9 protein-coding genes and 2 tRNA genes are annotated in these 11,508 nt (G+C 65.6%); 7 read left to right on the top strand and 4 right to left on the bottom strand.

Annotated features, from left to right (window positions below; all coding sequences use genetic code 11):
* Positions 1-46 precede the first annotated feature (46 nt).
* A tRNA-Leu gene (locus tag MMF96_RS04025) sits at positions 47-128 on the top strand.
* 78 nt (positions 129-206) lie between these two features.
* Here MMF96_RS04025 and bcp read toward each other — a convergent pair.
* Positions 207-680: a thioredoxin-dependent thiol peroxidase gene (gene bcp, locus MMF96_RS04020; RefSeq protein WP_256882628.1), complete on the bottom strand. Its 474-nt coding sequence runs from the start codon at positions 678-680 to the stop codon at positions 207-209.
* A gap of 228 nt (positions 681-908) precedes the next feature.
* A tRNA-Lys gene (locus tag MMF96_RS04015) sits at positions 909-981 on the bottom strand.
* A 322-nt stretch (positions 982-1,303) separates the two neighbouring features.
* On the opposite strand from MMF96_RS04015, the gene ilvD reads away from it, so the two are divergent.
* The 6 genes from ilvD to metG all read left to right on the top strand — a co-directional run bounded on the left by ilvD (position 1,304) and on the right by metG (position 10,390).
* Positions 1,304-3,043, top strand: a complete 1,740-nt coding sequence (gene ilvD, locus MMF96_RS04010; RefSeq protein WP_256882627.1) for a dihydroxy-acid dehydratase — start codon at positions 1,304-1,306, stop codon at positions 3,041-3,043.
* Positions 3,044-3,377: 334 nt separating this feature from the next.
* Complete coding sequence (locus MMF96_RS04005; RefSeq protein WP_256882626.1) at positions 3,378-5,267, top strand: acetolactate synthase large subunit; 1,890 nt, start codon at positions 3,378-3,380, stop codon at positions 5,265-5,267.
* Positions 5,268-5,269: 2 nt separating this feature from the next.
* Positions 5,270-5,782 carry an acetolactate synthase small subunit gene (ilvN, locus tag MMF96_RS04000; RefSeq protein ID WP_176616548.1) on the top strand — a complete coding sequence of 171 codons (513 nt, stop codon included), beginning with the start codon at positions 5,270-5,272 and terminating at the stop codon, positions 5,780-5,782.
* A 96-nt stretch (positions 5,783-5,878) separates the two neighbouring features.
* Positions 5,879-6,904, top strand: coding sequence for a ketol-acid reductoisomerase (gene ilvC / locus MMF96_RS03995; protein WP_176616547.1), 1,026 nt, complete (start codon positions 5,879-5,881; stop codon positions 6,902-6,904).
* A gap of 177 nt (positions 6,905-7,081) precedes the next feature.
* Positions 7,082-8,677, top strand: a complete 1,596-nt coding sequence (gene serA / locus MMF96_RS03990) for a phosphoglycerate dehydrogenase (RefSeq protein WP_176616546.1) — start codon at positions 7,082-7,084, stop codon at positions 8,675-8,677.
* Positions 8,678-8,815: 138 nt separating this feature from the next.
* Complete coding sequence (metG, locus tag MMF96_RS03985) at positions 8,816-10,390, top strand: methionine--tRNA ligase (RefSeq protein WP_256882625.1); 1,575 nt, start codon at positions 8,816-8,818, stop codon at positions 10,388-10,390.
* Positions 10,391-10,419: 29 nt separating this feature from the next.
* Here metG and MMF96_RS03980 read toward each other — a convergent pair whose 3' ends face one another.
* Positions 10,420-10,794, bottom strand: coding sequence for a hypothetical protein (locus MMF96_RS03980; protein WP_256882624.1), 375 nt, complete (start codon positions 10,792-10,794; stop codon positions 10,420-10,422).
* Positions 10,748-11,422: a hypothetical protein gene (locus MMF96_RS03975; RefSeq protein ID WP_256882623.1), complete on the bottom strand. Its 675-nt coding sequence runs from the start codon at positions 11,420-11,422 to the stop codon at positions 10,748-10,750. Before MMF96_RS03975 ends, MMF96_RS03980 begins: the two co-directional genes overlap by 47 nt.
* Positions 11,423-11,508 lie beyond the last annotated feature (86 nt).

Raw genomic sequence — 11,508 nt, 5'->3', positions numbered from 1 at the left:
GATTGCCGGGTAGTATTGTGCAGGTCTTTACCGCATGTATTTGCCGGCGCGAGTGGTGGAATTGGTAGACACGCAGGTTTTAGGTACCTGTGCCTTCGGGCGTAGGGGTTCAAGTCCCCTCTTGCGCACACATTGATCACTGCCGTTGCCGGCCTTGCGGCCGCGCCAGGATCGCGAAACGGGCGGGCCGGAGGGCCGATTTTCGATCAGGCGTCGATCTTCAAGTCACGGCGCAGCTTGGCGACGTGGCCGGTGGCGCGGACGTTGTACTGTGCCAGTGCCACCTTCCCGCCGCCGTCGACCACGATCGTGGAGCGGATCAGCCCCTGGTACGTATTCCCATAGTTCTTCTTCTCACCCCACGCAGCGTAGGCGTCCGCAACGGCATGGTCCTCGTCGGACAACAGCGGGAACGTGAGTTCCTCCTTGGCTGCGAACTTGGCCAGCTTGGCGACGGGATCGGGGGAGATGCCCAGCACCTGGTAGCCGGCCGACTTCAACGACGCCAGGTTGTCGCGGAAGTCGCAGGCCTCCTTGGTGCACCCCGGCGTTGCCGCGGCGGGGTAAAAGTAGACCACCACGTTCTGGCCCGTGAAGTCCTGCAGTGCCGTGGTGCCGCCGTCGGCATTGGGCAGGCTGAAGGCCGGGGCGGTGTCGCCGGGGACGAGGCGTTCGGTCATGGTGGCTCCTGGGGCGGTGTGTGGACGGGCGCCGCAAGGGAACGCGGCGGGATGTTCACTTCAGCCTAGGCCAGTTGCCGTGGACCCTTAAATTCGCGGCGGGCCCCGCCTTCGGCGGCATCGGAGGCCACCTGCCCGGGCAGCGGCCGGGCGGCGCTCGCGCACCTGGCGGGGAAAACAAAACGGCCTCCGGTCCGCCTAAGCGGACCGGAGGCCGTCTTTCAACTGTGCACCCCTCGGGACTTGAACCCGAAACCCATTGATTAAGAGTCAATTGCTCTGCCAATTGAGCTAGAGGTGCATCTTCTGGCTGCAGCGGTTCACGCCGGTTTGTGTCCGTTGTGTTCCCTGCAACGACATGAAACACTACATGGTTTTTGGGCGGGTGTGAAATCGAAAAGTCCGTTTGCGGCACAGATCACAGGCGGCCGGGGTCAAAATCCCGGGAAAGACGCGGTTTATTGGCGGCCAGGACACGAATTTCCGCGTTGAAACCGGCACGGCCGCCCCATGTTCCCTCCCGAGCCCTTCCGGCGGTCTTCCCTGCCCTTCCCCGGCCCTTCCTGAGGGCCGACCCGCGGCAAAGGCTGGCCGGGACGTGATCTCCGTCATAGACTGCCCCCATGAGCGTGGATGCCAATTCAGCAGAAGAAGTTGTCCGGACCGCAGAGGGCAAGCCGGACATCAAGCCCCGCAGCAGGGTCGTCACCGACGGGATCCACGCCGCCCCGGCGCGCGGCATGTTCCGCGCGGTGGGCATGGGCGACGACGACTTCCGCAAGCCCCAGATCGGCGTCGCCAGCTCCTGGAACGAAATCACCCCCTGCAACCTGTCCCTGAACCGGCTGGCCCAGGGCGCGAAGGAAGGCGTCTTCGCGGCGGATGGCTTCCCCATGCAGTTCGGCACCATCTCCGTCTCGGACGGCATCTCCATGGGCCACGAGGGCATGCACTTCTCCCTGGTCTCCAGGGAGGTCATTGCCGACTCCGTGGAAACGGTCATGATGGCCGAGCGCCTGGACGGCTCGGTGCTCCTGGCCGGCTGCGACAAGTCCCTGCCCGGCATGCTCATGGCCGCGGCCCGCCTGAACCTGGCCAGCGTATTCCTCTACGCCGGCTCGATCATGCCCGGCTTTGCCAAGCTGGAGGACGGCACGGAAAAGGAAGTCACCCTGATTGACGCCTTCGAGGCGGTCGGTGCCTGCGCCGCCGGCAGGATGAGCATGAAGGACCTGGACAGCATCGAACGGGCCATCTGCCCCGGCGAAGGCGCGTGCGGCGGCATGTACACGGCCAACACCATGGCCTGCATCGGCGAGGCCCTCGGCATGTCGCTGCCGGGCTCGGCCGCCCCGCCGAGTGCCGACCGCCGCCGCGACATGTACGCCCGCAAGTCCGGCGAGGCCGTGGTCCACCTGCTGGAGAAGGGCATCCGTGCCCGCGACATCATGACCAAGGAAGCCTTTGAAAACGCCATCGCCGTGACCATGGCCTTCGGCGGCTCCACCAACGCCGTCCTGCACCTGCTCGCCATTGCCCGCGAAGCCAAGGTGGACCTGACCCTGAAGGACTTCAACCGCATCGGCGACAGGATCCCGCACCTGGGCGACCTGAAGCCCTTTGGCCGCTACGTCATGTTCGACGTCGACAGGATCGGCGGCGTCCCGGTCATCATGAAGGCACTGCTCGACGCCGGGCTCCTCCACGGCGACGCCCTCACCGTCACGGGCAGGACGGTGGCGGAAAACCTTGCCGACATCAACCCGCCGGACCCCGACGGCAAGGTGCTGCGCGCCCTGGACAACCCCATCCACAAGACCGGCGGCATCACCATCCTGCACGGCTCGCTCGCCCCGGAAGGCGCCGTTGTCAAGAGCGCCGGCTTTGACCTGGATGTGTTCGAGGGAACCGCCCGCGTGTTTGAACGCGAGCAGGGCGCCCTGGACGCGCTGGACAGCGGCGAAATCCACGCCGGGGACGTCGTCGTCATCCGTTACGAAGGCCCCAAGGGCGGCCCGGGCATGCGCGAGATGCTCGCCATCACCGGCGCCATCAAGGGAGCCGGGCTCGGCAAGGAGGTGCTGCTGCTGACGGACGGGCGCTTTTCCGGCGGCACCACCGGGCTGTGCATCGGCCACGTGGCCCCGGAAGCGGCCGACGGCGGACCCATCGCCTTTGTGCGCGACGGCGACAGGATCCGCGTGGACATCGCCGCCCGGTCGTTCGACCTCCTGGTGGAGCCCGTCGAACTGGAGGCACGCAAGGTGGCGTGGCGGCCGCTGCCGGCCAAGTTCACCACGGGCGTGCTGGCCAAGTATGCGAAGCTGGTCAACAGCGCCTCCACCGGCGCCTACTGCGGGTGATTCCACAGAGTGGACCATGCGTCCACATGCTGGAATCACGGGGTATGCTGTTTGACACCTCCGGCGGCAAAAGGAAAGACTACAGACATGAACATGTTGCTCGTAGTCGTCATTAGCTAGCGCGTGACGCAAAATGGCCACACCATAAGGCCATGACCCTCTGACAAACCAGTGAAGAGAACGTCGCAACACGTGCAAACCCCTCGATGAGAGCCTGACGGCTGAGGGGTTTTTTTGTTTCCACCACAGTATGGCAACTCGTAACACTGCGTAAGCGACCCGAAACGCAAGCCATGGAAGTACCAAGAACACGAGTTCCGCAAAGGAAGAACCGATGAGTAAAGGAAAGCCCGCCAGCCCTGCGCTGATGGCCACCAAGTCCCACGGACATGGTGCCACGGCAGGAAGCAGCTCAGGAGCAGTCAGCCCGGCCAGCCCGGCCACCGCCGTCGTCGGCCCCAACAACGTTGTGGCGCCCGTACAAATGACCGGCTCCGAGGCACTTGTCCGTTCACTTGAAGAGCTGGGCGTCAAGGACGTCTTCGGGCTTCCCGGCGGAGCCATCCTGCCCACCTATGACCCCCTCATGGCCTCCTCCCTCAACCATGTCCTGGTCCGCCATGAACAAGGTGCCGGGCACGCGGCCCAGGGCTACGCCATGGTCACCGGCCAGGTCGGCGTGTGCATCGCGACCTCCGGTCCGGGCGCCACGAACCTGGTCACACCCATCATGGACGCCCACATGGACTCGGTGCCGCTCGTGGCCATCACCGGCCAGGTCTCCAGCTCCGTGATCGGCACGGACGCCTTCCAGGAAGCCGACATCGTCGGGATCACCATGCCGGTGACCAAGCACTCCTACCTCGTCACCGACGCCCAGGACATTCCGCGCATCCTGGCGGAGGCGTTCCACCTCGCCTCCACCGGCCGGCCCGGCCCCGTCCTGGTGGACGTCTCCAAGGACGCCCAGCAGGGCCAGATGACGTTCTCCTGGCCGCCGGTCATCGACCTGCCCGGGTACCGGCCCGTGTTCCGCGGACACTCCAAGCAGCTGCGCGAGGCCGCCAAGCTGATCCGCGAGGCCAGGAAGCCGGTGCTGTACGTGGGCGGTGGCGTCATCAAGGCGCACGCCGCCAAGGAACTCATGGAGCTGGCCGAGCTGACCGGTGCGCCCGTGGCCACCACCCTGATGGCCCGGGGCGCGTTCCCGGACTCGCACCCCCTGCACGTGGGCATGCCGGGCATGCACGGATCCGTCTCGGCCGTGACGGCGCTGCAGCAGTCGGACCTGCTGATCACCCTGGGCGCCCGTTTTGACGACCGCGTTACCGGCGTGCTGAGCAGCTTCGCCCCGCATGCCAAGGTGATCCACGCAGACATCGACCCGGCGGAAATCTCCAAGAACCGCACGGCCGATGTCCCGATCGTGGGCTCGGTCAAGGAGATCATCCCGGACCTCACCGCCGCGGTGAAGGCCGAGTTTGAGGCCGGCGGAACCCCGGACCTCAGCGACTGGTGGGCGTTTTTGGGAAACCTGCGCGAGACCTACCCGCTGGGCTGGACCGAACCGGAGGACGGCCTCATGTCCCCGCAGCGGGTCATCTCCCGCATCGGCGCGCTGACGGGCCCGGAGGGCGTGTACGTGGCCGGCGTCGGGCAGCACCAGATGTGGGCCGCACAGTTCATCAAGTACGAGCGCCCGCATTCCTGGCTGAACTCCGGCGGCGCCGGCACCATGGGGTATTCGGTGCCCGCAGCCATGGGCGCCAAGGTCGGCAACCCGGACCGCGTGGTCTGGGCCATTGACGGCGACGGCTGCTTCCAGATGACCAACCAGGAACTGGCCACCTGCCGGATCAACAACATTCCGATCAAGGTTGCCGTCATCAACAACTCCTCGCTCGGCATGGTGCGCCAGTGGCAGACCCTGTTTTACAACAGCCGCTACTCCAACACCGACCTGAACACGGGCCATGACTCCATGCGCGTGCCGGACTTCGTCAAGCTCGCCGACGCCTACGGCTGTGTGGGCCTGCGCTGCGAACGGGTCGAGGACATTGACGCGACGATTGAAAAGGCGCTCGCCATCAACGACCGCCCCGTCGTCATTGACTTCGTGGTCAGCCCCGACTCCATGGTGTGGCCAATGGTCCCCTCAGGCGTCAGCAACGACCAGATCCAGGTGGCCCGCAACATGACCCCGGTGTGGGAAGAAGAGGACTAGACATGACACGCCATACCCTTTCCGTCCTGGTTGAGGACAAGCCCGGCGTCCTGACCCGCGTGGCCAGCATGTTCGCCCGCCGCGCCTTCAACATCAATTCCCTGGCCGTCGGTCCCACCGAGGTCTCCGGGGTGTCCCGGATGACCGTCGTGGTCGACGCCGACGGGGACCTGATTGAACAAGTCACCAAACAGCTGAATAAACTGGTCAACGTCATCAAGATTGTTGAACTCGTTTCAGAGAACTCCGTGCAACGGGACCACATCCTGGTCAAGGTACGTGCGGATGCCGCCACGAGGCTGCAGGTCACCCAAGCCGCAGACCTCTTCCGTGCCTCGGTCGTCGACGTGTCCACCGACTCGCTCACCATCGAAGCCACCGGCCACCCGGACAAGCTCACGGCACTGCTCAATGTGCTCGAGCCCTTCGGCGTCCGCGAGATTGTGCAATCCGGCACCTTGGCCATCGGACGGGGATCCCGTTCCATGAGCGACCGGGCACTTCGCGCCTCCTAGCGCAGCGTTTCCCAGCGCACCGGCGGCCGTCCGCGGCCGCCACGCAAACGTAGTGAAAACACAGCAGCACCCAACAATTATTCAAGGAGTTACACAGTGACCGACATGTTCTACGACGACGACGCAGACCTCTCCATCATCCAGGGTCGCAAGGTCGCCGTCATTGGCTACGGCAGCCAGGGCCACGCACACGCACTGAGCCTGCGCGATTCCGGCGTCGACGTGCGCGTCGGCCTCAAGGAAGGCTCCAAGTCCCGCGCCAAGGCCGAGGCCGAGGGCCTGCGCGTCCTCAGCGTTGCCGACGCCGTCAAGGAAGCGGACCTGATCATGATCCTGACCCCGGACCAGGTACAGCGCTTCGTGTACGCCGAGGAGATCGCCCCGAACCTGAACGCCGGCGACGCACTCTTCTTCGGCCACGGCTTCAACATCCGCTACGGCTACATCCAGCCGCCGGCCGACGTCGACGTCGCCATGGTCGCCCCCAAGGGCCCGGGCCACATTGTGCGCCGCGAGTTCGAAGCAGGCCGCGGCGTGCCGGACCTGATCGCCGTCGAGCAGAACCCGTCCGGCAAGGCCCGCGAACTGGCGCTGTCCTACGCCAAGGGCATCGGCGGAACCCGCGCCGGCGTCATCGAGACCACCTTCACCGAAGAGACCGAAACCGACCTGTTCGGCGAGCAGGCAGTTCTCTGCGGCGGCGCCTCCCAGTTGGTGCAGTACGGTTTCGAGACCCTTACCGAGGCCGGCTACAAGCCCGAAATCGCCTACTTCGAGGTGCTGCACGAGCTCAAGCTCATCGTTGACCTGATGGTTGAGGGCGGCATCGCCAAGCAGCGCTGGAGCGTTTCCGACACCGCAGAGTACGGCGACTACGTCTCCGGCCCGCGCGTCATCACCCCCGACGTGAAGGAAAACATGAAGGCGGTCCTGGCGGACATCCAGAACGGCGCCTTCGCCAAGCGCTTCATCGACGACCAGGACGCCGGCGCCCCCGAGTTCAAGGCGCTGCGCAAGAAGGGTGAGGACCACCCGATCGAGGCCACCGGCCGCGAGCTGCGCAAGCTGTTCTCCTGGATCAAGTCCGCGGACGACTACACCGAAGGTTCCGTCGCCCGCTGACACGCATCCTCCGGGCGTGTGACGTGCATCGCTTGCGTCGCCGCCACCGCCGAATGTTACGGCCAAGGAAGCCGGACTCCCATAAACTGGAGTCCGGCTTTTTTGTTGATTCGCTTCGCAAAAAACCAGCCACCAAAATCCCCACCAGAACATACCCGAGAGCTAAAGAGGTCACAGGTGAGCGCCACCAAGCCAGTCGTACTCCTCGCAGAGGAACTTTCACCCGCCACGGTCGAGGCACTGGGCCCCGACTTTGAAATCCGCCAGACGGACGGGTCCGACCGGTCCCAGCTGCTCACCGCCATTGAGGACGTGGACGCCATCCTGGTCCGCTCCGCAACCCAGGTCGACGCCGAGGCCATTGCGGCCGCCAAGAAGCTGAAGGTCATTGCCCGTGCCGGTGTGGGGCTGGACAACGTGGACATCAAGGCCGCAACGCAGGCCGGGGTCATGGTGGTGAATGCGCCGACGTCGAACATCGTCTCCGCCGCCGAACTGACCATCGGCCACATCCTCTCCCTGGCCCGCCACATCCCGGCCGCCAGCACCGCCCTGAAGAACGGCGAGTGGAAGCGCTCCAAGTACACCGGCACGGAACTGCTGGAGAAGAAGCTGGGCATCATCGGCCTGGGCCGCATCGGCGCCCTGATCACCGAACGTGCCAAGGCCTTCGGCATGGAGATCATTGCCTACGACCCCTATGTGACCTCCGCCCGCGCCGCCAGCCTCGGCGTGCAGCTGATGGGCCTGGACGAGCTGCTGGAGCAGTCCGACTTCGTCACGATCCACATGCCCCGCACGCCGGAGACGCTGGGCATGATCGGCACCGAGGCGTTCGCGAAGATGAAGAAGAGCGCCTACGTCATCAACGTCGCCCGCGGCGGCCTGGTGGACGAGGCCGCGCTCAACATCGCCCTGCGCGACGGCGAAATTGCCGGCGCCGGCATTGACGTCTTCGTCAAGGAACCTGCCACGGACGTCGACTTCCTGGGCCTGGACAACGTCATTGTCACCCCGCACCTGGGCGCCTCCACCGGCGAAGCCCAGGAAAAGGCCGGCGTCTCCGTGGCCAAGTCCGTGCGCCTGGCCCTGGCCGGGGAACTGGTGCCCGACGCCGTCAACGTCGCCGGGGGCGTCATCGCCGCCGACGTCCGCCCGGGCATCCCGCTGATCGAGAAGCTGGGCCGGATCTTCACCGCCCTGACCCACGCCTCCGTGACCCAGATCGACGTCGAGGTGGCCGGCGAAATTGCCGCCCTGGACGTCAAGGCCCTGGAACTCTCCGCGCTCAAGGGCGTGTTCAAGGACGTCGTCTCCGAGCAGGTGTCCTACGTCAACGCCCCCGTCCTGGCCGAACAGCGCGGCATCAACACCCGCCTGATCACCACGCTGGAATCCGGCGACTACCGCAACGTGCTCACCATCCGCGGTGCGCTCTCCGACGATTCGCAGATCTCCGTGGCGGGCACCCTGACCGGGCCCAAGCAGGTCCAGAAGATCGTGGGCATCAACGGCTACGAGCTGGAAATCCCGATGAGCGACCACCTGCTGGTCATCTCCTACGCGGACCGCCCCGGCGTGGTCGGCACCCTCGGCCGCCTGCTCGGGGAAAACAACGTCAACATCGCCGGCATGCAGGTGGCCCGCCACAGCGAAGGCGGCCAGGCCCTGGCCCTCATCACCGTCGACAGCGCCGTCCCCCAGGGCGTGCTGGAGGCCATCAAGGAAGGCATCGGCGCCACCGTGGCCCGCGAGGTCGACCTGGAAGACTGACGCCGGGCCTGCCGGGAACCGGACGACGGCGGCACCCGGGTGGGACGAACATCCCACCCGGGTGCCGCCGTCGCACGTTAACGCCCGGGCGCCGGACACGAAGCGGCGAAACCGGCTGCTTCACGGTAAATTCGTAGGGTGACATCTACTGACTCGGCCAAGACGCCTTACTACCTCACCACCGCCATCACGTACCCGAACGGCGTCCCGCACATCGGGCATGCCTACGAGTACATCGCCACCGACGCCATGGCACGCTTCAAGCGCCTGGACGGGTTTGACGTGATGTTCCTGACCGGCACGGATGAGCACGGCATGAAGATTGCGCAGGCGGCCGAGAAGGAGGGCATCACGCCCAAGGAGCTCGTGGACCGCAACGCGGCCATCTACAAGGCGGCGCACGCGGCGCTGGGCATCACCTACGACCGCTTCATCCGCACCACGGACGCCGACCACTATGCGGCGTCGCAGGCCATCTGGAAAAAGATGGAAGAGGCCGGGGACATCTACCTGGGCAAGTATGAGGGCTGGTACTCCGTCCGCGACGAGGCCTACTACGGCGAGGACGAGACCGAACTGCGCGAGGACGGCAAGCGCTACTCGAAGGTCACCGACACCGAGCTGACCTGGACGGAGGAGGAAAGCTACTTCTTCCGCCTCTCCAACTACCAGGACCGGCTGCTGGCCCTGTACGCCGACCAGCCCGACTTTGGTGCCCCGCGCACCCGCTTCAACGAGGTCATCAGCTTCGTCAAGGGCGGGCTGGAGGACCTCTCCGTCAGCCGCACCACCTTCGACTGGGGCGTCCCCGTGCCCGGCAACGACAAGCACGTCATGTACGTGTGGGTCGACGCGCTGACCAACTACCTCACCGGCGTCGGCTACCCGGACACGGAATCGGAATCGTTCAGGAAGTACTGGCCGGCGGACGTGCACGTCATCGGCAAGGACATCTCCCGCTTCCATGCCGTGTACTGGCCGGCCTTCCTGATGTCCGCCGGGATCGAACTGCCCAAGCGCGTCATGATCCACGGCTTCCTGCACAACAACGGCGTGAAGATGTCCAAGTCGCTGGGCAACGTGGTGGCGCCGGCCGACTGGGTGGCCCAGTACGGGCTCGACGCCGTGCGCTTTTTCCTGCTCCGCGAGGTCCCGTTTGGCGCGGACGGCTCCTACAACCACGAAGCCGTGGTGGGTCGCATGAACCACGACCTCGCCAACAACCTGGGCAACCTGGCCCAGCGGTCCCTGTCCATGGTGGCCAAGAACTGCGGCGGTGTGGTGCCGGTGCCCGGTGCCTTGACCGCGGCCGACGAGGCGATCCTCGCCGCCGCCGGCGCCCTGCTGGAACAGTCCCGCGCCGCGTATGGGGTGCAGGACTTCCACGGCTCACTGGAGAAGATCTGGCACGTCCTCGGCGACACCAACGCCTACTTTGCCGACCAGGCGCCGTGGGTGCTGCGCAAGACGGACGTCCCCCGCATGGAAACCGTGCTGTACGTGACCCTGGAGGTGCTGCGGATCGTCTCGATCCTGGTCCAGCCGGTCATGCCGGACGCCGCCGCGAAGCTGCTGGACATGTTGGGCCAGGGCACCGCCCCGGACGACGCCGTCCGCCAGTTTGCTGCCATTTCCGTGCCCTTGGTGCCCGGTACCGTCCTGCCCGCCCCGGCGCCGGTCTTCCCGAAGTACGAGGAGCCGGCCGAGGCCTAGTGTCCGCCACCCGGAATTGCCGTGGCACGTCATTTCCGGGGCCGCCCGGCTCGGCGCAACAAGTGGATGAACTGCTGACGGTTCATCATTTCCTTCCATTCCCAACGGACAAACCCGACGCCCTGGGCGCGGATCTGGTCCTCACGGGCCTTTTCCTTCATCACCCGTTGCTGGATGGACAGGCCTGCACCCCCGTCGGCGCGGAGATACTTGCCCTTGCCGTCGAATTCGCCGACGACCCGTTGTTCCTCAAACCAAAAGTCGACTTTTGCCTTTCTGCGGTCACGCAGGACAAACGGCTGTTGGAGCACTGGTGCGGGAAATCCGAATTGGAACATCTTGGCGCGACTGATGGATTCACCTGCAGACCCGGACAGGTCCGAGGCGAAGTTGATGACCGCCAAGGTTCGTTCGCGGGCAGCCCTGCTGCCGAGACGGCCGGCGGCCGCGCAGATCGTCCACCGAAACGGCCTGTCCCTGTGGACCGTCAGTTTCCCGTGACAGCTCATGGAGGTCGGGCACGGAGCCGGCGGCCATGAATTCGTTGACAGCCTGGCCGGCCTCGGGGGATCGCCGGGCGGAGTCGCAGACAGCGACCGCAAAAGGGAACGACAGCCCCTTGACCAGTGCCACGGTGGTGGTCAGCTTGTCGGTGGGCAGGAACGGACCGCACTGCACGACGCCGTTGGTCAGCGATCCAAGGTGACGGATGACCCCGTTGTTGTTGCGTCCGCTGGTGGCGGTCTCCGTCACCACGTGCAGCTTTGACGGCAGTCCGACAATCCACAGTCCCCCTAGGCGTGCTGCGGTTGCATGACACAGGACGGGTTGGCGCGGTGCCAGCGCCTGGAACGCCGCAGCCCGGAGCCCATATTGCTGCGCCGGACTGGAACTGTTCCAGTCGTCGGATTTCGTGTAGACGCCCCGACGGATGCGCACCAGCTCTCCCTTGTTCTTTCGCTGGGCGAGCTTCCTGGAGTCCTGTACCACCAGTCTCAAATCCGCCGGAAGGATCAGGCGCGGCTTGTTCATGCCTCCCAGCGTGTCATCAGGGCCTGCGCCACGAAAGGGGCAATCCGGGATCTGTGGATAACCCTCGGCACGCCTGCACCAGCTGA

This window comes from Arthrobacter sp. STN4, from assembly GCF_024539665.1.
In the GTDB taxonomy this organism is placed as follows: Bacteria; Actinomycetota; Actinomycetes; order Actinomycetales; family Micrococcaceae; genus Specibacter.
This window is presented reverse-complemented; position numbering and strand designations above follow the sequence as displayed.

Excerpts from the sequence above, each read along its gene's own strand:
- bcp (WP_256882628.1), bottom strand. The coding sequence starts at position 680 with ATGACCGAACGCCTCGTCCCCGGCGACACCGCCCCGGCCTTCAGCCTG.
- ilvD (WP_256882627.1), top strand. The coding sequence starts at position 1,304 with ATGAGCGTGGATGCCAATTCAGCAGAAGAAGTTGTCCGGACCGCAGAG.
- MMF96_RS04005 (WP_256882626.1), top strand. The coding sequence starts at position 3,378 with ATGAGTAAAGGAAAGCCCGCCAGCCCTGCGCTGATGGCCACCAAGTCC.
- ilvN (WP_176616548.1), top strand. The coding sequence starts at position 5,270 with ATGACACGCCATACCCTTTCCGTCCTGGTTGAGGACAAGCCCGGCGTC.
- MMF96_RS03975 (WP_256882623.1), bottom strand. The coding sequence starts at position 11,422 with ATGAACAAGCCGCGCCTGATCCTTCCGGCGGATTTGAGACTGGTGGTA.